The sequence below is a fragment of the Nocardia wallacei genome, assembly GCF_029868745.1.
GTDB lineage: Bacteria > Actinomycetota > Actinomycetes > Mycobacteriales > Mycobacteriaceae > Nocardia > Nocardia wallacei_B.
Genome location: NZ_JARWOP010000298.1, coordinates 1 through 25,586, shown reverse-complemented (window position 1 = coordinate 25,586; position 25,586 = coordinate 1). Strand labels below are relative to the sequence as shown.

The window sequence follows — 25,586 nt, the reverse complement described above, 5'->3', positions numbered from 1 at the left end:
CACCACCCGCCGGCTCCCGCGGCCGGCCACGGACCCCCGACGCCGGACCCCGCGCACCGCGGCGAGCTGGGGGCCGGCGTCGTCCAGCAGCTGCCGGCCCGCGTCGGTCAGCTCCACGCCATGAGTGTCCCTGGTGAACAGCGCGGCACCGAGATCCTTTTCCAGAGCGCGGATTTGGCGACTGAGTACCGGTTGCGCGATGTGCAGCTCCTCGGCGGCGCGGCCGAAATGCAGCCGGTCGGCGACAGCGACGAAGTAGCGCAGCTTGCGCAGGTCCAGATCCATGGAACCTCCCGGTCCGGCAATGCCCCCAAGGTATCACCACTGCTGAAAGAGGTCTTGGACACGCACTCCGGCCGGTGACATCGTCAAAGAGGCGCAAGCGAATTCGGTCGAAGAAATTCCGGACCGTTCTCGACATCCGGCTGCTCCGGGTATTCACAAATTCGAGGGAGTGATCGTGGGAAAGCTCGATGGCAAGGTAGCGGTGATCACCGGCGGATCAACCGGCATGGCGCTGGCCGGCGCCGAGTTGTTCGTAGACGAAGGAGCTCATGTCTTCATCATGGGCCGGCGGCAGGACGCGCTGGATGACGCCGTCGAGCAGATCGGCCGGAACGTGACCGCCGTGCAGGGCGATGCCGCCGACCTGAACGACCTCGACCGTTTGTACGCCACGGTCGAGAAGGAAAAGGGCTCCATCGACGTCCTGTGGGCAAGCGCCGGAATGGGCGAGCCGGGCAAGCTGGGCGAGATCACCGAGGAGCAGTTCCATGCCGCCTTCTGGCTGAACGCGCGGGGGACGCTGTTCACGGTGCAGAAGGCGCTGCCGCTGATCAACGACGAGGGATCGATCTTCATGACCGGGTCGAACGCTTCGCTCGGGGCCTTCCCCGGGTGGAGCCTGTACGCGGGGAGCAAGGCGGTGCAGCAGGCCTGGGCCCGCGTGTGGCTGAACGAGTTGAAGGACAGGCGGATTCGGGTGAACGTCCTGACACCCGGCCAGGTCGCCACTGCGAAGCAGGAGGAACTGTTCGACGAGGAGACCAAGGCGGCGTTCGAGTCGCTGATCCCGCGGCGAAGGATGGGCCGCCCCGAAGAGATCGCGGCGATCGCGCTGTTCCTCGCCTCGGACGACTCGAGCTATGTGAATGGGCTCGAGCTGGTTGCCGACGGTGGCACCACCGCGATCTGACCGCGAGACAACGACCGACGCACTGGATCCGAGAAAGGACACACCATGAGCAGCATCAGCATCATCGGCTCGGGGAACATGGCCGGCGCCATCGGCACCCTGGCAATCAAGGGCGGCAACACCGTCGAGGTGATCGGCCGCGACGCGGCCAAGTCCGCGGCCCTGGCCAGAACACTCGGTGGCGGCGCCACAGCCGGAACATTCGGCGCCGCCCCGGCCGGCGACATCGTCATCCTCGCGGTGCTGTTCGACAGCGCCGTGCCGGCCGTCCGCGAGTTCGGGGACGCGCTGGCCGGGAAGATCATCGTCGACATCACCAACCCCTTCGACGCCACCGGCACCGGGCTGGCCGTCCCGCACGACACCTCCATCGCGCAAAGGGTGGCCGAGGCCGCGCCCGCGAGCGCACAGGTCGTGAAGGCGTTCAACACCCTTTTCCGTCACGTCCTGGCCAAAGGCGACCCGGCGGACGTGTTCATGGCCGGCGACGATGCGCAAGCCAAGGCGAGCGTGTCAGCGTTCGTCGAGAGCCTCGGACTGCGCCCGCGGGACGTCGGCGACCTGAGCATGGCCCACTGGGTAGAGGGAGCGGGCGTGTTGACGATGGGCTTGGCCCGCACCGGCGTCGGGAATTTCGACTTCTCCCTCGGCATCGACAACCTCGGCTGAGCCGCCGCCACATCCGGCACGCGGCCGCGTGTGAGCGCCGGCCGGACAGCTTGCGGGAATAGATGGACTGCCGGTGAGGTGACCGGACCGCGTGACGGTGATCCGGATGCTGAAAGGTGCTGGGCTGCTAGACAATTCCGGGCTGCTGGTCGCGGGCGAACAGCGGCAGCTGCGCCGCACCGGCTTCCGGGGCATGGTCGCCGAGGATCCGGAGGCAGCGGCCGCAGGTGACGGCCGCGCGAGTCGGGTGCAGAGCGTCAGGAGACCATCCGGCCACACCGGTATGGCAGATCAGTTCCGGAGCTTCCTCGGTGCCGATCCACCGCCCCAGGCGCACAGCATGCACGGTGCGGCCGCGGTGGACGACCGCGTGCACTCCAGGATCTCCAAAACTTGCCCGCACGAACGCGGCTAGCGGGCCGATATCGGTCATGAGACGACAATACGGGCGGGCACCGACACCGAATTCGACGCGCGAACCGGCCCGGGTCGTCCCCGTCGAGTGGCGGCGAAATCTGCTTACCCCCATGAGGATCCGCCGTACCCGCCGCGATCACCCGGCATCGCCGCAATAGACGCAGCCGGGGCGAGTCTCGGCATCCTCTCGGACATTGGTCCACCCGGAGTTCGTCAAGAAGATCGAATCGATGTAGGTAGTCCGGTCCTGGGTCTCGGTTCACCGGGAAGTTTGTGTTGATCGTGCCCTGACGTGCGCCTCCCCGCAGCCGTTCAACCTCGACCCGCGGGGTTTCAGGGGCCGTCTCGATGTGGAGCACGACTGTTGTTGCTGGTTGTGTGTCGGATATCGGAATCGATGGCGTGGCGGTCGGGGGTGGGGTTGCCCGGCATTGGTGTGGCGATGCCGGGCACGGCACTGGTGTGGCGGTAGACTATTCAGCTCAGCCCTGGACGACTACGTCGTGCACACTTGCGCCCCCGTTCGGGCACCATACCGATACCTTCCTCGGCCCGGGCGGCACGTTGTCGACGAAGAGGTTCCCTGAAGGGGCGACCTCCAGGCTGACCGTTTGCGGCGTACCGAAATAGGGGTCGACCCGGCACCATTCGGGCAGGTCTCCGTTGGTGGTGGTCACCGAGACGACAATCCACTTGTTACCCGCGGTGACTGTCGCGGTCGCATCGGCAGCGGCGACGCCCGCCGTCGCTGCCAACATGACCGGCGCCGCGACGAGCGCGGTGGCGAAACCAAGGATCTTCGATGCCTGCATGAGGTCCTTTCCCGATATGCACGCCCCGCGTTGCCCTGCCGCGCGTGGCGTCGTACAGACCGGATTCTTCCATTCGGAAATCGCCCGAACAGCGCGGAAGCGTCCAATGCTGGGAGCACCCGCGTCGCGGGACAGCGAAGGTGCCTGGTGATCGGAGGGTTCCACCCGCTCAATGCGGGGCCTCGGTGATTCGGCGCAGAGCATCGGCGAGATCGCGGCCGGTGGGCGCATGGTCGGGATCGATCAGATATTGGGCCGCGATTCCGGTGAGCAGGGCTTGGTAGAGGGTCCCGGAACTGCGGGCGGCGGTGTCGTTCTCGTCGATGCCGTCGAACAGGCGCGCCAGGCCGGCGCGGGCTTCACCGAGGTTCGCGGCGAGTTGTGCGCGCACGTCGGGGTGGGCGAGGACATCGAAGGTCGCCGACCACACCCCCCTATGTGCGGCGATCGTGGCCAGCACCGCATCCCAGCGGTCGGCGAATCGCTGCCACGGATCGGCCGGGCCCTCGGGCATCAGGGTCAGCGCCCGCTCGAGGGCGGTTCCCCATTCGCGGGTGGCGTCGGCCAGCGCCTCGGTGAGCAGTGCCTCCTTGGTGCCGAAGTGGTATCCGATGGCGGCCATGCTGACTCCGGCGGCGGTGGCGATGTCGCGCACGGTGGTGCGGGCGTAGCCCTTGTCGAGCAGGCAAGCCCGCGCACCGGCCAGCAGGTCCTCACGATTTCCCATGCCACACATGGTAGAGCAAACGCCTCAGACATTCGTATTGCGCACTTGCGCAAATCGGTTGTAGCGTTCTGGGCATGCAGATGAGCAATCGCGATGTCCTGATCTCCGGCGCCAGCATCGCCGGTCCAGCCCTGGCGTTCTGGCTGCAGCGCTACGGCTTTCACCCGACGATCGTGGAGAAGGCCCCGGCCCTGCGCGAGGGCGGCCAGGCCATCGACGTGCTCGGCACCGCTACCGAGGTGGTGCGGCGCATGGGCCTGCTCGACGCGGTGCACGCACTGAGCACGGGCAAGCGCGGCACCTCCTACGTCGACGCCGACGGCAAAGCTCGCGCGAGCATTTCGAGCGAGACGTTCAACGGTGTCGGCGCGAACGGGGACACCGAGATCCAGCGCGGCGACCTAGCGCGGGTGCTGTACGAGGCCACCCGCGAGAATGTCGAGTACCTCTTCGGCGACTCGATCACCGAGCTGGTGCAGGACGAGAACGGGGTGCGGGTGAGCTTCGAACACGCCGCACCGCGCACCTTCGATCTGGTCATCGGCGCGGACGGTGCCCATTCCCACACGCGGACACTGGCTTTCGGCCCCGAATCGCGGTTCGCCGAGCACATGGGCTACTACATCAGCATCTATACCATCCCCAACTTCCTCGGACTGGACCACTGGGAGCAGGACTACAACACCCCCGGCACCATCGCCGGGGCCTACAGCGCCCGCGGCAACACCCAAGCCAAGGCGATCTTCGCGTGGGCGTCGGATACGATCGACTACGACTACCGCGACGCCGGGCAGCAGAAGAAGATCGTTGCCGACACCTTCGCCGGCCAGGGCTGGCAGGTACCCCAACTGCTCGCCCATCTCGACGACGCGCCGGACTTCTACTTCGACGCCATGGTCCAGATCCACATGGACAGTTGGCACACCGGCCGCGTCGGCCTCGTCGGTGACGCCGGCTATTGTGCTTCCCCGCTGTCCGGGCAGGGCGCGGACCTGTCCCTGGTCGGGGCCTATACTCTCGCCGGCGAACTGGCCGCCGCCGCAGGCGATCACACCGTCGCCTTCGCCAATTACGAGAGCGTCATGCGACCCATGGTCGACGCCTGCCAGAAGTTCGCCGAAGGCACCGGCGCCTGGTACGCGCCGGGCAGCAAGGCCATGATCGGCTTCCGCAACCTCAACGTGCGCTTGCTGCCCTACCTGCCCTGGCGCGGACTCATCGGCGGCGCTCCCCAGAAAGTCGCCCGCACCATCACGGCCAAGGACTACGTCGCCCGGGCGGAGTGAGGGATCGTACGGGGGAGTCCCCGCGCGTGCGCCGTCTCGGGATCGGTCACAATCGAACGATGCCGGGCAGCACGAGCTGCGCCACCACCCCGCAGAGACGCGAGCGAACCACCGCGCTGCGTGCTGGGATCGGCAAGCGCTACAAGATGTTCGGCCGCAGTGTCGGTCGGGTCGGACTGTTCTCGGCTATCGGGCTCGCACTGGCGCCGGTCTCGCGGTCGCGCTCGCGGCCTACGGGATATTGCACGCCGTTCTACCCGCCAGTGAAGCCAAGGCGGCGCCGATCGATATCACGCGTGTCGCATTGACGATCGTCGCCGGGGTCGGTGGGATTGTCGCGCTGGTGATTGCCTACCGTCGCCAACGCGACATCGAGCAGAGCCGATTCATAGAACGCTTCGGAGCGGCAGCGGGCCAGCTCGGCGCTACCGATGTCGCGGTCCGGATCGCCGGGGTGTACGCGATGGCGAGTGCCGCCGACGAATCCGATGGCCCGCGTCGGCAACAATGCATCGACGTCCTCTGCGGCTACCTGCGGCTGCCCTACGATCCCGGTCACGGCAACAGCGGCCGCGCCAAACTCGTGACCACCCTTCCGCTCGATGGCGGCGGGGAAACCGAGGAGCATGTCGAATATCGGCAGAATGACCGCGAGGTCCGTCAGACCATCATCCGGGTGATCGCCGACCATCTGCAGGCCGGTGCCGAATTCTCCTGGTCGACAAGCGATTTCGACTTCCGTGCCGCTCGCTTGGAGGATGCGGCTTTCGGCGGCGCCGTGTTTTCCGGACGTACCCGGTTCGACAAGGCTACGTTCGACGGCCCCGCCGGATTCGAAAGGGCGACCTTCGACGGCCCTGTCGGGTTCGAGCGGGCCACGTTCGGCGGGCGCAATTCGACGAGGCGGTGTTCCACGGCCCTGCCGGATTCTCGGGGGTGCGGTTCGCCGGGCCGGCCACCTTCTCGAACGCCGACTTCGGCTCCGAGCCGGTCGTCTTCGAAGCCCCGGCACGATGGGGCCCGCCCGAACCGGAATTCGACTGGAATCACAACGCCGATGAGAAGCCGACGAATATCGCACCGCACATCTGGCCACCGGCGGTAACCACAACGTGAAGGCCCTTGTTGTTGCCGGGCGTCGAGGGGGTTACTCGTTGGTTTCGATGCGCGGATCGGCGAAGACGGTGCACCCGGCCGCCGCCACGCGGGCCACGGCCGGGTCGTCGACTCGCAGCGCATAGGTTCCCCGGTCGGGGTCGACGGCGATCAGGCCGTAATCGACGTCGACGTCGGCCGCGGTGAGGTGCAGCGCCCGCAGGGCGTCGGCCAGGGTCGCGCCCGGCGGGAGCTGAATGGTGAGCAGCTGCATGTCCACCACGCTACGCGCGTACGGACTCCTGGCGCAGTGCCTCGAGAAGTCCTGGGGCGTCGGCGATTCCATATCCGTAGTCGAAGTCGAATTCGGTCCCGCCGGGGCGGGTCGCGGTGCGCTGCACCAGATCCCGCAACCGCTCCGGCGAGACCACCGTGGCCGGATACTTGGTACGCAACGCCGCGATGAGCCCGGCGGCGGTCGGGCAGGCCGCCGACGTGCCGGTGTCGGGCGCGTCGGCGCCGAATGCCGTCGACCCGAGGAAATGCGTGTAGCTGCACACGTCGGGTTTGCGCTCGGCCAGGCGACCGGGCCCCTGTGATGAGTAGCCCACCCGCTGGTTGCCGGTGTCGACGCCGCCGATGCTGAGCACGCTCGGGTGCGAGTTGGCTCCGTTGATCGGCCGGTCCGGGAAGGCGCACCGGCCGTCTGGGCAGTCGCGCCCGCAGTTGCCGGCGGCGAAGAGGACGTCGGCCCCGGCGGCGGCCAGCGCGCCGACGATGGTGTTGAACGGGTGGTTCGGATTGTCGGAGTAGTTGCCGGGATTGCCGACCGGGAAATCGGTGTCGGGGGAGAACACGCCCCAGCTGTTGCTGACCACCAAGGCGCGCTTCGACTCCGGCTGGTCGGTGAGCACGGTGCGCAGGTGCGCGTAGGCGGCCAGCGCGTCGGACAGCAATCCGTCGGTGGGCGAGCCGCCTCGCCGGGCACTGCGCAGCACGGGAAGGTCGAGGAAGGTGGCCGCGGGCGCGGCGATCATCGCGTCGAAGGTGCACATCGTGCCGTGGTCGACGGGGAACTGGCCCGCGGCGCCGCTGACGCCCTGCGGATTCCAGCTGCGCGCCGCGTCGACGGTCGGACGGCTGCCGCGCACCTGGCCGACCTTCGCGGCGTTGATGCCGGTGTCCACGATCGCGAGTGCCACGCCCGTGCCGTCCAGTCCCGCCGCGGCGAGATCCGGTACGTGCAGCAGGGTTTCGACATCGTGCCAGGTCCCCACGGCGCCGGAATCGCCGCACGTGATTACCGGTTGAATGGTCGGATCGGCGAAAACACCGAGCACGCCGGTCGACTGCCGCACCGCCGCCGCGGCGGCTTCGTCCTCCACCTCGCCCCGCACGACGACCGTATCCCATTGCGCCCCCGACGAACCGGTCAGCTCGATACCCTGCGGCGCGACGACGGGCCCGTAGTCCTGATCGAGCGTAAATCCGGGCAGCTCACCCCCGGCCACCTCCGACGCGGCGAGACGAACAGCGGAATCGGCCTCCGGCCGAAACTGAATCACAACACGCATCACGTCAGTCTGGCGTGTTTCCCGCCGATTTGCTCGCCGAACGCTCGAGGCGCACGCGGAGCGACCCGCCGATCGCACGGAGATTCAGGGGTTCGATATCGGCTTCCCGCCAGCGTCGTTGCAGGGCGGGGACTACGGAAGGGTCGGCCAGCGCGATCCCGCAGTCGCCGCCGCCCGCGCCGGAACTCTTGGCCACCGCACCGAGTTCTTCGGCGATGTGGCGCAACCGCGTGAGTTCGGGGCTCTCGATCGCCACCCCGGACAGGGCCGTCAAATCCCGCAGCAGCCGTCCGGCGGTGTCCAGAGCGCCGGTGATCGCGCGAGAGTCTTCGCGGTCGCACGCCGCCGCCAGCTCGTCGACACAGTGCTCGCTGGCGGTGACGAACTGCCGATACCGCGAAGGATGCTCCGACACAGCACGTTTCATCGCCTGCACCAGATCGCTCGAACGAGCCGGTCGCCCGACCCAGCCCACCTGTAACGACAGTTCTCGCGGTGGCGGTACGGACCGTACTTCCAGCAATGGCCACCGGCGTGCCACCAGCGCTGCGAGTGACCGCCCGGGTCGCCGCAGCGCCGCTGCCAAGGGCGCGCGGTCGGGAGCCCTGTAGTACACCCAACCGCCGCGCGCCGACGCCGCGACGTCTCCCCCGGAACAGTGCGGATCGACCGAGAAGAGCGCCAGCAGAGCAAGTTTCAGTTCCGTCTCGGCAGTCGGCCGCAACCCGTGCGCGCGGGCCGCGGCGCGCACGACGGCGACCGTGACCGCCCCGGAGGAGCCCAGCCCGAACTTGCGCCCGGTCGCCGAATCGTCCAGCTGCGAGTCGATGTCGAGATCGAATCCCAGCGGTTCATGCCCGAGTTCCGCGGCGTAGCGGTCCACCGTGGCAAGAGCCGCGAGCACATGGGTCAGCGCCGCGGTGTCCGCGGGCGGCACCGGCTCGAAAAGTGTTCCACGACGGACGAATTCGGCAGTTCGGCCGGGAAGCCGGCTGCTCGTGATCGTGCGGCGCGACGTTCCCGTAACGCGCAGGCGCGCCCGCGCATAGCGGTCGACACCGATCAGGACGGCCGGGCTGCCCGGTTCCAGCACCGCGTATTCGCCTGCGACATAAAGCTTGCCCGGAACATCGACGACGATCATCGCTGCCCCTCCGGTCCGTGCATCGAGCCCACGGACCTGTCGCCACCCAGCTCGGCTCCGCCCCCGGGAGTCGCTACCACCACCCTGGCCGAATCGGCGACGGCGTCGGCGACCGCCGCGCTGTCCCGCCGATCGCAGAGCACCTTCACGTTCGGACCGGCGTCCATGGTGGCCCACGCCCCGATACCCGCGGAGCGCAACGCCAGCACCCGGTCCAGCACCCGCAGGGACGCGGGAGCCAGATAGCGGATGGCGGGCCGGGCGCCGAGCATCGTCGCGTGCATGCCGAGCGCGTTCGCCTCGGCGATTTCCCCGACGGTCGGCAGGTCGCCCGCGCGCAGCGCGCACATCATTCGGCTCAGGTCGTGGGCCGAGGTCTCGACCCACGGTCGGTAGAACGGTGAGGTGGCTACGGTGCGGCGCATGGCTTCTCGGCTGGAGACCGGCTTCTCGCCCTCGTCGACCAACGCTACGACCAAGGCCGGCGTCACCCGCTGCGCGTCGATCGGTTCGGCGAAACTGCTCAGGTCACCTTCCGCGCCCAAGCCTTCACCGCGCCACCAGACCGCGAACCCGCCGATGACGGAGCGGGCCGCGCTGCCCGAACCGCGGCGCGCCAGGCGGGACAGGGCCGCCCGGTCCAGACCCAGTCCGTAGGCGGCCGACGCGGCGGTCGCGAGAGCGGCGAAACCTGCCGCGGAGGAGGCCAGGCCGGCCCCGGTCGGCACGGTGTTCACGGTGTCCACCACCGCATTTCGGCGGTCGCCGGACAGTTCGCGCACGATATCGAGGAAGCGGGACACGCGCCCGGCGAAGGCATCGGACGCCGTCTGGCCGGCGAGAGAAACCCGGTCGGTCTCGAGGCCCGACGTCACCGTCACGGTGGTCGTGGTCGGAAATTCCCGGAGCGTCAGCGACAGGCTGGTGGTGGTCGGCAGGTGCAGGGCCGCATCGCGCTTGCCCCAGTACTTGATCAGCGCGATGTTCGGATTGGCCACCGCCACAACGGGTTCGCCGGTCATTCGCGCACCGGATGCAGCGGGACGCGGAAACAATGCGGGGCACCCGCGGAGCGCAACGCCCGCTCGACAGCGTCGGGATCGGGCGTCAGGGCGATGACACAGCCGCCGAGTCCGCCGCCCGACATTTTGGCGCCCAGGGCGCCGCCGTCCAGCGCGGCCGCCACCAGCGTGTCGATACCCGGGCAGCTGACTCCGAGTCGCCGCAGGATGTCCTGATTGACGGTCATGGCATATCCCAGCTCGGTCCACCGGCCGTTCCTGAGATCTTCGGCCGCGCCGACGGTGAGCGTGGCCACGCGGTCCAGAAGCTCGGCGCCCTCGGCGCCGAGCGCGGACAGCCGGCGTCGCACCGTGGCGACGGCGCGCCGAGTACTGCCTGCGACGCCGGTGTCGGCGACCACGAGCACGGGCCGATGTTGGTCGTCCTCAGCCACCGCGAGCGGACGCACCGCGCCGTCGTGGAACCACAGCGGGCCGCCCGAGCTGATGACGGTGCGCGCGTCGACGCCACTGGCCTTGCCGTGCGCGAGCGCCTCCGACTCCTGGATGAGCGAGAACAGGGTGTCGTCGGACAGTTTGCGGCCACCCAGGTCCGCCACCGCGTCGACGATGGCCGCCGCGATGGCCGCGCTGGAGCCGAGTCCGCGCGCGGGCGGGATATCGCTTCGCACCGTGACGAGTAGGCCCTTGTCGCGTGTCCGCAGATGGTGGCAGACCGCCGATACCGCCAGTCGCGACACCGCGGTGTCACCGAACCGGGAGGTGAGTCCCTGCCCTGCCATATGCGTCGACTCGATCACGACCGGTCCCGTCGATCGGCGCGCGGTGGCTGTCGCCGCCAGTGCCGGCACGGGCATCGAGATGGAAGGTCGGCCATAGACCACCACGTGCTCGCCGAAGAGGATCAATTTGGCTGCGGCCCGGCCGGTTCCGGTCGCGCTGTCACCGGTGGCCGCGACGCCCGCCCGGCCCGCCAGCATCGATCGGACACTCGGCAGCAGCCAGCGGCGATGGGGCGATCGTCGTGCGGTCATCGTCACACCTGAATCAACCGGCGCGCCTGGTAGATACGCGAATGCTCGCGCACCGCGTGGAGCCGGAAGGGGCCGGCGCCACGGGATTCCAGCGTGTACGAAGATCCGTTCTCGGGCAACTCGAAATCCCGGAGCTCGCGATACCGCTCGTAGCCGATGGGCTCGCGGCGCGCGATGGCCGCCTGATTGGCGTCGGTGCGCAGGTGCTTCCGATACCCCGGGACGACGGACACCCCGAAAAACTCCGCCACACAACCGGATCCGTAGCTCAGCAGCGCCACGGGACGGCCGCTCAGGTCTTCCGCGTGGTCGAGCAGCGACAACAGGCCCACATACAGTGACGCCGTGTAACTGTTGCCGATCATGCGGTTGTACACGGTGGTGTGCGCGAGGTCCGCGTCCAGGCGAAGCCGGTCCGGGTCGACGCCGTTGATCTCGAGCAGCCGAGTGTGGGCCTTGTAGGCCATCTTGGTGAAGGGCTGGTGATAACAGAAGGCCGCGAAGTCGCCGAGAGCCCGGCCGCCGTGCGCTTCGTAATCCTTCCAGGCCTGCTCGACCGCCTCGAGGTAGACCGACACGGACAGCTTGCCGTCCACCACCGGAGTCGACCGATAGTTGGGCCGCCAGAAATCTTGCACGTCGGCGGTGTAGAGACCCGATCCGGGCTCCAGCACCGCCACGGCCGGGTCCGCCGACACCAGCATGGCCACGGCGGCCGCGCCCTGGGTGGCCTCACCGGCGGAGTCGACATCGTATTTCGCGATATCGCTGGCGAGGACCAGTACCCGGTGGCCGGGATCGCGCTGCACGAGTCCGGCGGCCATCTGCAGCGCCGATGTTCCGCCGTAACAAGCCTGCTTCAGTTCCACCGCCCGGGTGCACGACGGCAACCCCAGCAGCTGCTGCACGTGGATCGCGGCCGCCTTGGACTGGTCGACGCCGGTCTCGGTGGCGAGCAGCACGGTGCGAATGTCGTTCGCGCCGTGCTCGGCCACGATCTGCCGGGCCGCGGTGGCGGCCATGGTGACGATGTCCTCGTCGGTGGCCGGAACGGTCTGCCGGCGCTGGCCGAGGCCGATGTAGTACTTGTCGGCCGCGACGCCGTGCCGGGCCGCCAATTCGGACACGTCCATCGCGTAATGCCCGGTCGCGAGCGCGATGTCGTGAATTCCTACCGCAACGGCCACTTCAGTTCTCCCTGTCCGACGGCGAGCGTTCGAAATGCAGATGGGTCCGCATCAGTTCCCCCGGATTCGTCTGAGCCGCCAGCAGCGACAGCTCGCCGCACAGCACCGAGGCCGCGGTCACCACGGCGAGACGACGGGCGTTCTCGCCGGTCTCGCGGGCCGCGCGGCAACCGAGCCGGGTGAGATTCGCGGTGACGAAGTCCAGCGACTTGCCGTTGCCGACGGTACCGACGACGAGGTTCGGCAGCGTGCACGAGAAGTAGAGGTCGCCCGCCTGGTCGTCGGCGTAGGTGATCCCCTGCGAGCCCTCGACGATGTTCGCGGCGTCCTGCCCGGTCGCCAGATAGACCGCGAGCAGCATGTTCGCATAGTGCGCGTTCGCCGTGCGGATGCCACCGGCCAGATTCGTCCCGATCAGGTTCTTGCGGATATTGAGGTCGGCCACCCGGCGCGCTGTGGTGTGCAGTCGCGTCTCCACCACGGTGCGCGGAATCAGTATTTCGGCGACCACGTTCTTGCCGCGGCCGAGGATGCCGTTGACCGCGGAGACCTTCTTGTCGGTGCAGAAGTTCCCCGACACCGATTCGTAGTGCAGGCCCGGGAGCGTATGAATGATATGCGTCAGCAGGGAATCGGCGGCGAGGGTCGCCATATTGTGCCCGGCCGCGTCCCCGGTGCTGAATTCGAATCGGAGGAACAGCAGATTGCCGGCGATCTGGTGATGGACGTCCAGAAGTTCGGCGTACCGGCTGCATTCCGAGACGATCCGGCGCAGATCACTCATGGTGGCCCGGAGCCGGCGAACGGCCGCCAGCGCGGTACCGGCGTCGTCGGCTTCCAGCAGGACCGACCGGGTCATGCGCTCGTCCACCAGAGTGCAGACGATGCCGCGGTCGCAGAGCCGAGATATCTTGGCGCCCCGCGAGACCGACGGCCACAGCGGCGACTCGTAGGTGGCCATCGGGACCTCGACCAGTTCGTCCACCACATTGCCGGTGATCTTGATCGGGCCCACCCACCGCAGCGGGACGGCGGCCGTTGCGGCATCGCGTTCGATGCTGTTCATCGAGGGGTTCCTTCTATTCCGGTTTGCGGGCGGTCACCAGCGAGATGCCGCACAGGCCGCCACCGAGGACGGCCCACTGCAGCCGGGCGCCGACCAGGTTGCGATGCGCCTCGCGCGGGCGCAGACCGGCCTTCCAGCCCAGCCAGGACGGCGCGGCGAAAATGCCGGCGGCCCGGCGCAGGCGGCGCGAGGAGCGCATCGCGTGCGTTGTCACATCGCGGTCGATGATGTCGACGAATCCGGATTCCTTCGCGGCAGTGCGGAATTCGTCGATCGTGTCGAGGTCCGGGAAGGCCCACGCATCGGCCCAGTCGAGAATCAGCGACTCGTCGCGCGCCGGGAGCCCGCGGCGGAACCGGAAGCCGTCTTCTACGGCCACCCGGCCGCCGGGCCGCAACACGCGGAACGCCTCACGCAGGAAATCGCTCTTGTCGCGGGCGTAACAGACACTTTCCTGGGCCCAGACGACATCGAAGGATTCGTCGGGAAAGCCGGTGTCGCAGTAGTCGGCCCGCCGGAACTCCACCTGCTCCGACAGCGACCGCTCCGCGGCGTAGCCGCGCGCCTTGCCGACCTGGAACTCACTCAGGGTGATGCCGACGACCGCGGCGCCGTACCGCTCGGCCAGCCACATCGAGGATCCGCCGACGCCGCAGCCGGCATCGAGAATCCTGGCGCCGCGCGGGATCCGCGCGAGCGTCGCCAATTCGTGGTTCATCATCAACAGCGAGGCGGCGTGGTCGACCGTGCGGGCGTCCCAGTATCCGTAGTGCATGGCACGGTTCGTCTTGTTCATCCAGACACCGCGATAGTCGTACCAGGTCTTCTTGTAATAGTCCGCGATCCGCGCGTGATCCAGGGTCGTCGTCATCGAATCTCTCCCACCGTGCCGGTCGATGTCAGGACGCGCGTTCCACGGCTCGATGAACCAGATTGCGCAGGGCGGTGTTCGCGGGACCGCCGGGCAGTGTGTCGAGTTCGCCGAAAGCGCGATCGACGTAGCGGCGCAGGTCGGCTTGGGCGCGCTTCATCCCGGGCGAACGCACCAGCAGCGCAAGGCATTCGGCCACCTCGTCGTCGCGGGACGGCGGCTGGGCCAGCAGTGCGCGCAGGCGTTGCGCGTCGGTCCCCTTCTCGCGCAGCGCGTACAGCACCGGAAGCGTGTAGACGCCCTCGCGGAGGTCGGTGCCGGGCTGCTTGCCCGACTGATCGGCCGTGGAGGAGATGTCGATGATGTCGTCGGCGATCTGGAAGGCCACGCCGATCGCATCACCCATTCGGCGAACGCGCTCGACCTGCTCGGGTTCGGCGCCCGAGAACATCGCGCCGAACCGGCCCGAGGTGGCGATCAGCGCGCCGGTCTTCTCCCATACCACTCGCAGATAGTGTTCCACCGGGTCCTGCTCCGGCCGCGCACCGGCGGTCTCCCGTGCCTGTCCGGCCACCAGTTCGCCGAAGGTGTCGGCGATGATGGCCACGGCCTCGGCCCCCAGGTCCGCGCACAGCCGGGAGGCGTGGGCGAAGACGTAGTCACCGGTGAGGATGGCCATGTTGTTGCCCCACAACGCGTTCGCGGTCGGTGCGCTGCGTCGGAGGTCGGCCTCGTCCATCACGTCGTCGTGGTAGAGCGAGGCCAGGTGGATCAATTCGACGACCGCCGCGGCGACCGGCACGTCCGCGCTCTCGGGACGGGGCCCGAGCTGTGCCGCGAGGATCGTGAACAGCGGCCGGAAGCGTTTCCCGCCCGCGTCGGAGAGGTGCCGGGCGGGCTCGATCATCAGATCGTGGCCCCGCGAGAACCGCTCGTCCAGAATGGCTTCCGTCTCCTCGAGCCCCCGTGTTACCGCCGTGGCGAGTTCGGGGTCGGTGAAGAGCGTTCCCGCCGCGAAGCCTGCGTTGTGTACTTTGCGAGTGTCAACCATTTCTTCACCTTTGTGCGGGAGTGCATTCGACCGGCCAGGCCGCGTGATATCGGATGCGCAAAGCGTTCGCCGATCCTCGTCGATAACAGTTCTCGAATTGCTCCTGCCATATCGCGACCGACGATACCTATGGGGTAGTGAATTCGGGACGCCCACAACCGAATTGGCAGTTGTTTGTCAGCCGCGGCCCCGCCGCGCGCGATGGCGAGGGGGAGTGGCTCGGCCGCCTCGGTTCCGACCTCACAGCGAAACGAGCAGCGCTGCAAGCTATCTGCCGAGCGGGAGCCGGGTCGCGCGGCGCGGCGGGACGAGTTCCGGAACCGGCAGCAAGAACTTGTCATGGCGGCCGTGAGACGGGTCGATGTCGGCGAATATCGACCGGCCTGTTATATAGTCGAGATGCGCAGGGGCGGAAGGGGTCTGGCCTGTGCGGCTTCGTCCTATGAGATGTATGAGAGTCAGGTAGGCGCAGTGGTCGAAAATCCTTTCAGTGGTTATCGTATTCCGGCGCTGGTGGATCGGCATTCTGAACTCGAAGAGCTCGGCCGCTTGATCTCCGACCCCCGGATCCGCCTGCTCACCCTCACCGGCCTCGCGGGTGTGGGCAAGAGCCGGCTGGCCGCCGCCGTGCTGGAGGCCGCGGCACATCGCGGTCACCTCACCGCGGCGGTGGACATCGCCGAGCACACCGACCGCCGTACCGCCTGGCTCACGGTGTCGGCCACCTGTTACCGCGTCATGCACGCGCGCGTCGGCGCCGTGCCCGAACGAGCGATTCTGTTGTTGGACAACTGCGATCGCCTGGCCTCGGAGATCATCGGCGATATCTCCGCAGCGCTGTCGCGGTATCCGGACCTGCTCATCGTGGTCACCAGCCGCCGCGCACTCGACCTGTACCAGGAGTGCCTGGTGAAGGTGCGCCCGCTGGCCTGTGCGTCGGGAACCGCCACGGGCCTGTCCAGTGCCGCCCGTCTGGTGCTCGACAGCATCGATACGCGGTGCGGCGGCGTGGCCGCCAGGGTGGACCGCGCGACGCTGGAGGCCATCGTCTCGGCGGTCGGCGGTGTGCCGATGGCCTTGGAACTGGTGGCCACCACCATCGGCCGGATCGGGGCCGGACGCACCCTGGAGCGGATCACCGCGGGGCTGCCGTTGATGCCCTCGCCGTTCGTCGACATTCCCCAGCGTCACCGCACGATTCGTGAGTGCGTGGAATGGGGCCTGTCCGATCTCGACGACTACACATACGAACTGCTACTCCACATCGGGATGTCGGAGGTGCTGACCCATTTCGAAGAGTTGATTCTACTCTGCGGGGAACGCAAAGACACTGCCACGCAGGCTATTTCCGAACTCGTTGCCCGGAGCCTGGTCGATCAGGGCGTCGCCGACGACGGCCACTACACCTATGCCATATCCGGCTTCACCCGGACCTACTGCCGCGAACTGCTGAACGCGGATCCGCTGTGCCGCGCCCGAATCCGGCGTGGCCGGGCCAGGGCCATGTGCGTACTCGGTATCGACATCGGGCGGCAGCTGGAGCAGCCCGAGCGCCGTCCCGCCGCTCTGACGCTGGTGGATCGATGGCTCGCCGACCTGCTCGCCACCGTCCGCTTCCTGATCGAGGACGGCGACGCCGCCCGTGCCGTGCGCCTGCTGTCCGCGCTCGAGGACGTCTGGATCTGCCGGGGCATGCTGACCGAGGCCGAGGCGATCGTCCTCTCGATCCCGGACCGGGCCGACGCCGACATGTCGGCGCGATGCTGGGAGTTGGCCGGTAGGTGGGCATTTCGATCCGCCCGGTTCCAGGATGCGGTCCAGCTGCTGGCGCGGGCGGCCGAGCACGACCCGCCGGCCGGGGAACCGGCCTATCGGAGCCGAGTGGCCCGGCAACTGGGTGAGGCCTACCGCGAGACCGGGGATCACCTGCGAGCCCGTGCCCAGCTGGACCGAGCGCTGCTCGGGCACCCGGGGCCCGAGGGCAGGGAAGCGGCGGAGTTCGCACGGGAGCTGGTCGATATCGGCGGGAGCCCGCTGCGCAGCGACCACGCCTGGTCCAGCGTCCGCGACCGCGCGGCGAGCCTCGCGAATCGGCGTGACCGGCTGACGGTCCTGAACGCGCTCGGCCGCATGCTGCTGCGGGCCGAAGCCCCCCATCGGGCGCTGGAGGTGTTCCACCTCGTCCTGCGCGTCCCCGATCCCGAGGCGAATCTGCTCGAGATGGTCGGCGCGCTCGAGGGGTGCGTGTGTGCCTACCGCGCGGTGGGTGCGGAATACCCGGAGCAGATCCAACGCTTTTCGGCCGCGGTGCGTTGGCTCCGCGACACCTACGCCCTCCCGCGTCCGACCGGCACGGCGCCGCGTCTCGTCGACGCGGGTGCGGAAGACGTTGCGGAACAAGACGGTCCGCCCGGTGCCGCGATCGGCTCGCTGCGGGACGTCGACGAGGCCATCGCCTACGCATTGGCGACTCCCTTGCTGTCGACGGCGGACATCGACACCCCGGTCTCCCGGCTCACCAAGCGTCAGTTGGAGGTGGCGCACCTGGTAGCGGAAGGCATGACCAATCGGATGATCGCTACCCGGCTGGGTATTGCGGAATGGACGGTGATCAATCATCTCCGGCAGGTGATGATCAAGCTGGATTGTCCGTCGCGGCTGCATGTCGCCCTGGTGATGGAGCGGGAATCTCAGCAGTCCGCGTGAGGGCGTTGTTTTTCGTTCTCCCTACGGCAAATAGCTGTCATAGGCCTCCGGGGATTCCTCGACTTATATGGTGCTGTAATGCGTTTGGCGCGTGCGAGAGGAACGCATGACGATATCGGAGTTGGTCGTTTCTGCTCGCGGAATCTCACGCGAGTTCCGCATCGGTGACACCGCCGTCACGGCGGTCGAACGGTGTGATATCGAATTGCGGGCCGGGTGCATGGCCGCGATCGTCGGCAAGAGCGGAAGTGGTAAGTCCACGTTGTGCAATCTGTTGTCCGGAATCGACCGGCCGACCACGGGCACCGTGTCGATCCTCGGTCGTGATCCGGCCGAACTGAGCGCGGGGGAGATGGCCGAACTTCGCGCCCGCCGCATCGGATTCGTTCTGCAGCGCGACAATTTGATCCCGTGGCTGACGATCGAGGAAAACGTCGCGGCCCCGCTGATGTTCGGCGGTGCCACCCGGCGCTCGGCGCTCTCGGCCGCCCGCGACGCGTTGGCCGCGGTCGGGCTGGCGGACCGGGCCCGATCGTGGCCCAACCTGGTATCCGGCGGTGAGGCGCAGCGCGCGGCGGTGGTGCGCGCGTGTATCGGCCGGCCCGCCGTCGTCTTCGCCGACGAGCCGACCGGCGCCCTGGACCGGCACAACGGCGAGCGGGTGCGGGAACTGCTGCGCAAGGTCATCCGGGAGTCGAACGCGGCCGCGATCCTGGTCACCCACGACCCGGACGTGGCCGGTGACGCGGACGTGGTGTGGCACATGGTCGATGGCGTGCTCGACCGAGGCGGGCCGGCATGACGCGCGGCGCCGCCGTGGGGCTGGTCGTCCGGGCCTTGGCGCGCGCGTGGCGGCACCGGCCGATCCGGTTCGTCGCCGCGCTGGCGGGCGGGATCGGCGGCGTCGTGATGACCGTTGCGGTACTGACGATTTCGGTCCCGGTGCTCCTGTCGGCGCGTACCGCGCCGATCGACGCGATCGCCCCCGACGTCGTCGCGGTCTCGGCCAAAGCGCCGGCCGGGCTGTCTACCGAGACACAGTCGCGGCTGAATTCGGAGACCGGGGCGCTCACGTCCCGGATGTCGCTGGCCAACACCAACCTTCGCGGACCCGACGGGCGGTTCGTGCCGGTCCGGGTGGTCGGCGTGGATGCCGGACTGCCGAACATGCTGGCGGGCAGCGCCTTTCCCCGGGTCGCCCCATTGCGCGCGGGAGAGGTCTACCTGCCGCGCGCGTGGTCCGCCGCGCAGCGTATCGACAAGGGTGACAGCGTCGAGATCGCGACGCCGACCGGCGTGCGGGACTGGCGCGTGGCCGAGCTGGTCGACGGCGACCTCGGCAACGGCGGGGCCGCGGTCGTGATGTCGCTGGCCGACGTGGCGGTCGCCTTCGAGCGCGGGTCGGCTGTCGACATCGTGCTGCTGCGGTCGCCGGGCGCGGCAGCGGGCGATCTCGGCGACCGCGCCCGGACGGTTGCCGCCGACCTTGCCGTGGTCGGTTCGCCGGATCGGATCTTCGACAGTTACTCGCGGATCTTTCGCACACCGTTGTTGCTGATCTGGATGTTCCTCGGGATCGGAGTGCTCACCGGGGCCGCCGTCATCCTCCTGACCTGGCGGCTGGCGCTGGCGGATGCCCGGCCGGTGCTGGCGCGCATGCGGCTCGTGGGAGTGCGCACCGCCGATCTGCTGGCGGGCTCGGGCCTGGTGCTCGTCCCGATCATGGTGTGCAGCTACACGGTCGGCGCGGTGCTCGGCATCGCCACCGGCCATGCCCTGGACTCGATCGGTACGCAGCTCACCAACTTCACCCAGCAGGCGCTGCGGCCGGGCTCGAACTACCCGATCCCGCTGATCGGCGGTGCGGTGGCCTGCGCCGTGATGTTCGGCATCGCCTGGCTGTCGGGCCTGTCGCGGCTGCGCCGCGTGACCGCGATCGACGCCGTGACAGGTCGCGACCGAACTCCGCTACAGGCCACCGGATTGCGGATCCCGCTGCTGGTTTCGGCGGTCGGCATCGTGGCCGCGGCGGCGACCCTCGCCTGGGCCCGCCGGATTTCCGCACCGACACTCTCGGCGGTCGTCCACGGACTGGCGGGACCGCCGTTGATCCTCGGCGCGGCGCTGCTGAGCGTTGTCCTGCCGGTCGTGGCCGGTGTCGCAGTCCGGCAGCTGAGCTCGCGGCCGGGCGGTCTGGTGGTGGGACGGCAACTTCAGGTGCAGTGGCGTCGAAATGCCGCTCTGGCAGCGACTTTCGCCATCGCCCTGGTCACCTCCGTCGCGATGTCCGGCGCCTCGCTGAGCATGCGGCACGAGCTCGACGCCTCGATGGCGCGGTGGACGCAGGCCGACGTCTACGCGCAGGCCGCACCCATCGGGCAAAACCTGTCCAGCGAAACGTTTCCCGCGACATTGGACGCCGAGATCCGGGCGCTGCCGGGTGTCACGGCGGTGTACAGCTTCTCGTGGGCCGCGGCGGTCGTCAACGGCAGCCGCTACCAGGTGTGGTCGCTGGCCGGTGACATCGCGGCAGGCACGGCGACCCGGGTCCTGGACGGCCCCGACGACGCGATCGCGCGACTGGCCGGCGACCGCATCGCGGTGGCCTCGAATTTCGCCCGCACCCAGCACGTGGGAATCGGGGACACACTGTCGATCCCGACGCTCGACGGCATGCGGTCGGCGACGATCATCGCGGTGCTCGACGACGCGGCCTCCGACGGTGGCGCGATCTTCGTCGGCGATGACCTGTTCCGCCGGGTGGCGGGCGACGTGGGTGTGTACGCCTACGGCGCCACGGCCGCCGAGGAGCATCGCGCGGCGGTGACCGACGAACTCGGAACGCTTCTCGCCCAACGTTATCCGCGTGCCGCGGTGTTGGATCGAGACGCCTACCGGGCGGGCGTGAGTTCGATGCTCGCACGGCTGATGAGCTCGTTCGGCGTCTTCTCCTGGGTGATGTACGCGGTCGCCGCCGTGGTCGGGACGACGACGCTGGCGTCGAATATCGATGAGCGACGCCGCGGGCTGGCGGTCACCCGCCTGATCGGTGCGTCCGGTCGCGGCGAGGGAGTGATGCTGGCGGCCGAGGCAACGATCATCGGCACCTGCGCATGGGTCGTCGCGGCGCCCTGCGGCGTGGCGATGACGGTGGTGATGGTGGGGGCGCAGGCAGTCCAGAGCGGCATCGTCGCGCCGGCGGCGGTGCCGTGGTCCATGCTGGCCGCGGGTCTTCCCGTCACTCTGCTCACCGTCGCGGCCGCGCTGCAGCTCGCACGCCGATCGGTCGGAGCCCTTCCGGTTGCCGCTGCCCTCGCCGACGAATGAATCGAAACCTGTTCTGCCCGTGGAGGTTCAAAATGCGAAAGCCCAAGAATATCGGTGCGATGCTCGACTGGCACGCGGACAAACGCGCGCAGACGGTATTCCACCTGGATCGTCCCTTCGACATCGCGCCGTGGGACGGCACGGTCTTCGACGGTGCGGCGGCGGCCCGGCTGGTGCACGACGCGGCGGTATGGCTGTACGCGGCCGGGGCGCGTCCCGGCGACCGGATGGCCATCGTGAAGGACAACCACTACGACATCCTGCTGCTGGCCGCCGCGGCGGCCCGGATAGGGGCGGTCCCCGCATTGATCTCCGCCGCGGCCCCGCCGGACACGCTGCGGCACCTGGTCGGGAAGGTGGAGCCGACGGTCACGGTCGCGTCGGCCGCGTCCTACCGGGCCCTGACCGCGCCGGGCCGCGAGCCGCTCGGGCTCGGCCGGGTCATCGTCACGGGGACGGGGACGGAAGAGATCGAGGACGTGCTGCGGTTCGAGGACCTGCACGGCGCGTCCCCGGCGCCGGTGCGCATGCGCGGTGACCACGAGGCGGCGATCATCTGTCACACCTCCGGCACCACCGGTCTGCCGAAGTTGGTGCTGCACTCCACTCGGAGCCTGCACGAGGCGAATCGGCTCGACTCCCTGCCGTCCCCGCTGCTCGCGAGCGGTCGCCGTGACGTGTTCGGTTCGGCGATCTCCTTCGTCCACGCGCGCGCCACCGGAACCTTCGGCGCCCAGCTGGCGCACCCGCCGTCGAAGCTGGTCGTCGTGTCCGATCCGGGGATCGAGAACGTCACGCGCGTCCTGTCGAACTATCGGGTCACGATGCTCGAGGCGTCCCCGAACGTCTTCCTGCACTGGCAGCCGCTGACCCGGGCGAATCCGGAGCTGTTCGAGCGAATTCGGCTCTACTTCAACACCTTCGACCTCATCCATCCCTCCACGGTCCGCGCATTCCTCGACGCCTCGCGTCGTCGGTTCCCGTTGTGGCTGCAGGGCTGGGGGCAGAGCGAGACCGGTCCGATCACGGCCGCCGTCTACAACCGAACACGAATGCGGCGGGCGCCCAACAGGTCCACCGTGACCAGCGACGTCGGCTGGACCGTGCCCGGTTTCAGCCGCGTCCGGGTCGTCGATCCGGTGTCCGGCAAGCGGCGGCGTCCGGGAAAGCCCGGTCTGCTGCTGTCTTCCGGGCGCGGACGCTGTATCGGATATCTGGGCGAGCAGGAGCGCTACGCGGAGAAGATCTCCGGGAAGTGGTGGAACACCGGCGATGTCGGGTATCGCGACCTGCTCGGCCGCGTCCGGCTGCTCGACCGCGAGGTGGACATGATCCCGGGACTGAGCGGCATCGAGATCGAAAGCGCACTGCTGGAACGGATTCCGGACGCCACCGAGGTGGTCGTGCTGGGCGCCCCCGGCCGGCTGCCAGTGCCGATCCTGTGTCTGCCCGAGGCGACGATCGACGCCGACCGGTGGGCGCGCGCGACCGCCGGCCTGCCGACCCTCGACACCCCGATCATCCTGCCGTGGAACGACATACCGCGGACATCGACATGGAAGGTACGGCGGCCCGAACTGCGGGAGCTGACGCTGGGATCCAGCGAGACCTTCGGAACCGGCCGCTGGACCTGAAGGGAATGTCATGCCTGCCATAAGCACGAATGTGACCGCGGCGGCCGGGGCGACGCTGCGCACCTCGGACGGCCGGACGGTGATCGACTTCTCGTCGGGCTCGTTCGGCTACCACCACCCCGGCGTACTCGACGCGGTCTCCCGGCAACTGCGCCTGCTGCCGCAATCCACCCGCATGTTCCTGAACCGGCCGCTGGCGCAGCTGGTCACCGCGCTCGCCGCCGCGACTCCGGGCGCGCTGTCGGTCAGCTACCCCTGCAACTCCGCCACCGAGGGCGTCGAAGGCGCCCTGAAGCTGGCGCTGGGTTACCACCGCCGATCCCGCCGCACGGCACTGGTCGCGACATTCGGCTCCTACCACGGCAATACGCGCGCCGCGCGGCGGCTGTCCCGCCTCGACGCGTCGGATGCCGGGACGGAGCCCGGCGCGCCGATCGACGTCGAGTTCGCCGCCTTCGGTGATGCCCCGGCCATGCGCCGGGCCGTGGCGGCCCGCCGCCCCGCCGCGGTGGTGCTCGAACCGATCGCGTGCGGCGCGGGCGTCGCGGTGCCGCCGCCTGGCTATTACACCGCGGTCCGGGAGATCTGTGACGAATCCGGTGCGCTGCTGATCGTGAACGAGACAGTCACCGGTCTCGGACGCACCGGCCGTCCCTTCGCGATGGACGCCGAACGCGTCGCGCCCGACATCCTCGTGCTCGGAGCGGCATTGGGGGGCAACGTGATTCCGGTCGGGGCGTACGTGACCACCGAGGAGATCAACGGGCGGGTGTACGGGCGTCGCGGTCCCTGGCTGCACGGCAGTGCGACCGGCGGCAGTCCGATCGCGTGCGCGGCGGCGACCGCCGTACTCACCGCCATGACCGACGACGGGTTGCCGGAACACTGCCGGGCCGTGGGTGGCGACATCCTGGCCGGGCTGCGGCAATTGCGGGCCGACTATCCGCATCTGATCACCGATGTCACCGGTGTGGGCCAACTGGCCGCGGTGCGTCTGAACGACGCGACCGTGGCACGCACGGTGGTGCGGCACGCCCTCGACTGCGGCGTCATCCCCTGGCAGGGCGGCGTCGAGCGGGGATTCGTCGGTATCCGGCCACCGCTGCTGTGTAGCGCGGAGGAGGCCGAACAGGGACACGCCTGCCTGCAGAAGGCGCTCGCCGCGACCGCCGAGGAGTCGACCGTATGAACCGGACCACCACGAACTCGCGACGGCCGCTGCTGGGAACCTATCAGCGCCACTACAATCCGTCCCTGGCCATCATGCTTCGCGCGGGACGCTGCCCCTTGGAGGAGACGGCGCGGGGGCACTACATCATCGATGAGCGGGGCCACCGTTACCTCGACTTCTCCGCCGGCTACGGCGTTTTCGGGCTCGGACATCTGGATCCGGATGTGCAGCGCGCGGCGCAGCGACAGCTCGCCGCCCTGGCCGCGGTCCCGCCCGCGACGCGCACCGAAGCCCGGGAACGCTTGCGGGAACTGCTGGTACAGCTGGCGCCCGGCGACCTCGACCGGGTCGTTTTGACCGGCAGCGGGTCGGAGTCGACGGAGGTCGCCCAGCGCATCGTGGGGCTCGCCCGTCCGGGCCGGACGTCGACGGTCGCCGTGACGACCGGCTATCACGGCAAGACCCTCGGTGCGATGGCGGTGCTCGGCCAGCAACATCTCACCGCCCCGTTCCTCGACACCGACGCGAGCACCCGCTTCGTGCCCTTCGGCGACCTGGCCGCCATCGACGCCGCGATCGACACGGACGTCGCGGCCGTCTATCTCGAACCGGTCGTCGGCGGCGGGTACGTGACCGTGCCGCCGGCCGGGTATCTCGCTACCGTCGCCCGGCTGTGTGCCGAACGCGGCGCGCTGCTCGTCGTCGACGAGGTGCAGACGGGCTTCGGGCGCACCGGCACGCTGTTCGGTGTGGAGCACGACGCGGTGGTTCCCGACATCCTGCTCGTGTCCAAGGCGATGTCGGGCGGCCACGTCCCGATGTCGGCGGTCATCGTGCGTGCTCGGGCCTATGCCGAGGCGTGCGAAAGTACCGGTGGCGCACTGCCTTTCGATACCGAGATGGGGGACTCGCCGCTGGCGTGCGCCGCGGCGACGGCGGCGATCGAGAAGATCGTGCGTGAGGACCTGGCGGGCAATGCCGCCCGGCTGGGGACGTATCTGCTGGCGCGGCTGCGCGCGGTCGCCGAGAAGTACCCGAAACTGGTCCGCGACGTCGACGGGCGCGGGCTGATGACAGGAGTGAAGGTCGCCAGCCCGCTGGTGGAACAGGCCATCTGGTTGCAGATGATCCGCCACGGTGTCATGACCGGCATCTCGATGAACACCGTCGCCGAGAATCCGGCGCTGCGGATCTTTCCGCCGTTGACGGTCGGCGCCGAGGAGATCGACGTCATGGTCGCGGCACTGGACGCCTCGCTGGCGGAATTGTCGAGGTATCCCGCGGTCTGCTACAGGGTGCTCAACCACCTCATGCGTATCCAATACCACCTGCCGCAGTGGTTTCTGACCTACGGAGCCGACGTCCTGGCCTCACGGCGGTCGGTGTGGCGCGCGCGTCCGCCCGCTCCGCGCTCGCCGGTCGCCTTCCTGACCGACTGATGTCATGACAACGGTGAAGGGGTCGGGTATGCGGCATTTCCGGCTGGCCCGCGGCGCCCAGGTGATCCGGGCGGGCGGCGCGGCGGCCGCGTTCACCACGCCCCCCCGCGCCCCGCGGGCGGGGCGGGGCGGCGCAATAGCCGGGCGGGGCGGGGGGGG

General features: G+C 68.9%; 24 protein-coding genes and 1 pseudogene. 11 read left to right on the top strand and 14 right to left on the bottom strand.

Translation table 11 applies throughout. From position 1 onward, the window contains the following. Positions 1-285: LysR family transcriptional regulator (locus tag QH470_RS27550; RefSeq protein ID WP_280275265.1), on the bottom strand; the 285-nt coding region annotated here is incomplete at its 3' end. Positions 286-460: 175 nt separating this feature from the next. Here QH470_RS27550 and QH470_RS27545 point away from each other — a divergent pair. Together QH470_RS27545 and QH470_RS27540 are read left to right on the top strand one after the other, a co-directional pair. Next, positions 461-1,195 (top strand): SDR family NAD(P)-dependent oxidoreductase, encoded by a 735-nt coding sequence (locus QH470_RS27545; protein ID WP_280275266.1) that lies wholly within the window; start codon positions 461-463, stop codon positions 1,193-1,195. A gap of 45 nt (positions 1,196-1,240) precedes the next feature. Next, on the top strand, positions 1,241-1,864 hold the full coding sequence (locus QH470_RS27540) for an NADPH-dependent F420 reductase (RefSeq protein ID WP_280275264.1): 624 nt from the start codon (positions 1,241-1,243) through the stop codon (positions 1,862-1,864). A gap of 127 nt (positions 1,865-1,991) precedes the next feature. Here QH470_RS27540 and QH470_RS27535 read toward each other — a convergent pair whose 3' ends face one another. The 3 genes from QH470_RS27535 to QH470_RS27525 all read right to left on the bottom strand — a co-directional run bounded on the left by QH470_RS27535 (position 1,992) and on the right by QH470_RS27525 (position 3,820). Next, positions 1,992-2,297 (bottom strand): hypothetical protein, encoded by a 306-nt coding sequence (locus QH470_RS27535; protein WP_280275263.1) that lies wholly within the window; start codon positions 2,295-2,297, stop codon positions 1,992-1,994. 466 nt (positions 2,298-2,763) lie between these two features. Further along, positions 2,764-3,093 carry a hypothetical protein gene (locus QH470_RS27530; RefSeq protein ID WP_280275262.1) on the bottom strand — a complete coding sequence of 110 codons (330 nt, stop codon included), beginning with the start codon at positions 3,091-3,093 and terminating at the stop codon, positions 2,764-2,766. A 169-nt stretch (positions 3,094-3,262) separates the two neighbouring features. Then, on the bottom strand, positions 3,263-3,820 hold the full coding sequence (locus tag QH470_RS27525; RefSeq protein ID WP_280275261.1) for a TetR/AcrR family transcriptional regulator: 558 nt from the start codon (positions 3,818-3,820) through the stop codon (positions 3,263-3,265). Positions 3,821-3,894: 74 nt separating this feature from the next. On the opposite strand from QH470_RS27525, the gene QH470_RS27520 reads away from it, so the two are divergent. Beyond that, complete coding sequence (locus tag QH470_RS27520; RefSeq protein ID WP_280275260.1) at positions 3,895-5,106, top strand: FAD-dependent monooxygenase; 1,212 nt, start codon at positions 3,895-3,897, stop codon at positions 5,104-5,106. Between the two features lie 253 nt (positions 5,107-5,359). Here QH470_RS27520 and QH470_RS27515 read toward each other — a convergent pair whose 3' ends face one another. Continuing rightward, positions 5,360-5,797, bottom strand: a complete 438-nt coding sequence (locus QH470_RS27515; RefSeq protein WP_280275259.1) for a hypothetical protein — start codon at positions 5,795-5,797, stop codon at positions 5,360-5,362. Here QH470_RS27515 and QH470_RS38145 point away from each other — a divergent pair. Both QH470_RS38145 and QH470_RS27510 read left to right on the top strand, forming a co-directional pair. Further along, positions 5,690-5,956 (top strand): annotated as a pseudogene (locus QH470_RS38145) (pentapeptide repeat-containing protein); the annotation flags it as partial. The gene QH470_RS27515 and the pseudogene QH470_RS38145 overlap by 108 nt on opposite strands. Before the next feature lie 56 nt (positions 5,957-6,012). After that, complete coding sequence (locus tag QH470_RS27510) at positions 6,013-6,222, top strand: pentapeptide repeat-containing protein (protein WP_280275258.1); 210 nt, start codon at positions 6,013-6,015, stop codon at positions 6,220-6,222. A gap of 31 nt (positions 6,223-6,253) precedes the next feature. Here QH470_RS27510 and QH470_RS27505 read toward each other — a convergent pair whose 3' ends face one another. Genes QH470_RS27505 through QH470_RS27465 form a run of 9 tightly spaced genes read right to left on the bottom strand, consistent with a single transcriptional unit; the run spans position 6,254 to position 15,150 of the window. Continuing rightward, a complete protein-coding gene (locus tag QH470_RS27505) occupies positions 6,254-6,475 on the bottom strand; it encodes a hypothetical protein (RefSeq protein ID WP_280275257.1) in 222 nt (73 codons plus the stop codon). Between the two features lie 10 nt (positions 6,476-6,485). Then, positions 6,486-7,775, bottom strand: coding sequence for a S8 family serine peptidase (locus QH470_RS27500; protein ID WP_280275256.1), 1,290 nt, complete (start codon positions 7,773-7,775; stop codon positions 6,486-6,488). Between the two features lie 4 nt (positions 7,776-7,779). Beyond that, positions 7,780-8,919 carry a phosphomevalonate kinase gene (locus tag QH470_RS27495; protein WP_280275255.1) on the bottom strand — a complete coding sequence of 380 codons (1,140 nt, stop codon included), beginning with the start codon at positions 8,917-8,919 and terminating at the stop codon, positions 7,780-7,782. Continuing rightward, positions 8,916-9,941, bottom strand: a complete 1,026-nt coding sequence (mvaD, locus tag QH470_RS27490) for a diphosphomevalonate decarboxylase (RefSeq protein WP_280275254.1) — start codon at positions 9,939-9,941, stop codon at positions 8,916-8,918. Before mvaD ends, QH470_RS27495 begins: the two co-directional genes overlap by 4 nt. Beyond that, entirely contained in the window at positions 9,938-10,975 is a 1,038-nt protein-coding gene (gene mvk, locus QH470_RS27485) for a mevalonate kinase (RefSeq protein WP_280275253.1), read from the bottom strand. Before mvk ends, mvaD begins: the two co-directional genes overlap by 4 nt. A gap of 2 nt (positions 10,976-10,977) precedes the next feature. Further along, positions 10,978-12,162 (bottom strand): hydroxymethylglutaryl-CoA synthase, encoded by a 1,185-nt coding sequence (locus QH470_RS27480; RefSeq protein ID WP_280275252.1) that lies wholly within the window; start codon positions 12,160-12,162, stop codon positions 10,978-10,980. Between the two features lies 1 nt (position 12,163). Continuing rightward, positions 12,164-13,228 carry a hydroxymethylglutaryl-CoA reductase gene (locus tag QH470_RS27475; protein WP_280275251.1) on the bottom strand — a complete coding sequence of 355 codons (1,065 nt, stop codon included), beginning with the start codon at positions 13,226-13,228 and terminating at the stop codon, positions 12,164-12,166. Between the two features lie 13 nt (positions 13,229-13,241). Beyond that, positions 13,242-14,099 carry a methyltransferase domain-containing protein gene (locus tag QH470_RS27470; protein ID WP_280275250.1) on the bottom strand — a complete coding sequence of 286 codons (858 nt, stop codon included), beginning with the start codon at positions 14,097-14,099 and terminating at the stop codon, positions 13,242-13,244. A gap of 28 nt (positions 14,100-14,127) precedes the next feature. Beyond that, positions 14,128-15,150, bottom strand: a complete 1,023-nt coding sequence (locus tag QH470_RS27465; protein ID WP_280275249.1) for a polyprenyl synthetase family protein — start codon at positions 15,148-15,150, stop codon at positions 14,128-14,130. 513 nt (positions 15,151-15,663) lie between these two features. On the opposite strand from QH470_RS27465, the gene QH470_RS27460 reads away from it, so the two are divergent. From QH470_RS27460 to QH470_RS27435, 6 genes are all read left to right on the top strand, one after another. Further along, a complete protein-coding gene (locus QH470_RS27460) occupies positions 15,664-17,856 on the top strand; it encodes a winged helix-turn-helix domain-containing protein (RefSeq protein WP_280275248.1) in 2,193 nt (730 codons plus the stop codon). A gap of 106 nt (positions 17,857-17,962) precedes the next feature. Continuing rightward, a complete protein-coding gene (locus QH470_RS27455; protein ID WP_280275247.1) occupies positions 17,963-18,658 on the top strand; it encodes an ABC transporter ATP-binding protein in 696 nt (231 codons plus the stop codon). Further along, the gene (locus QH470_RS27450; RefSeq protein ID WP_280275246.1) at positions 18,655-21,183 is read left to right on the top strand and encodes an ABC transporter permease; all 2,529 of its coding nucleotides are present in this window, start codon (positions 18,655-18,657) and stop codon (positions 21,181-21,183) included. The genes QH470_RS27455 and QH470_RS27450 overlap by 4 nt, the downstream gene beginning before the upstream one ends. A gap of 32 nt (positions 21,184-21,215) precedes the next feature. Then, complete coding sequence (locus QH470_RS27445; RefSeq protein ID WP_280275245.1) at positions 21,216-22,817, top strand: class I adenylate-forming enzyme family protein; 1,602 nt, start codon at positions 21,216-21,218, stop codon at positions 22,815-22,817. 10 nt (positions 22,818-22,827) lie between these two features. Continuing rightward, positions 22,828-24,006 carry an aminotransferase class III-fold pyridoxal phosphate-dependent enzyme gene (locus tag QH470_RS27440; protein WP_280275244.1) on the top strand — a complete coding sequence of 393 codons (1,179 nt, stop codon included), beginning with the start codon at positions 22,828-22,830 and terminating at the stop codon, positions 24,004-24,006. Then, positions 24,003-25,427, top strand: coding sequence for an aspartate aminotransferase family protein (locus QH470_RS27435; RefSeq protein WP_280275243.1), 1,425 nt, complete (start codon positions 24,003-24,005; stop codon positions 25,425-25,427). Before QH470_RS27440 ends, QH470_RS27435 begins: the two co-directional genes overlap by 4 nt. Positions 25,428-25,586: the final 159 nt, after the last annotated feature.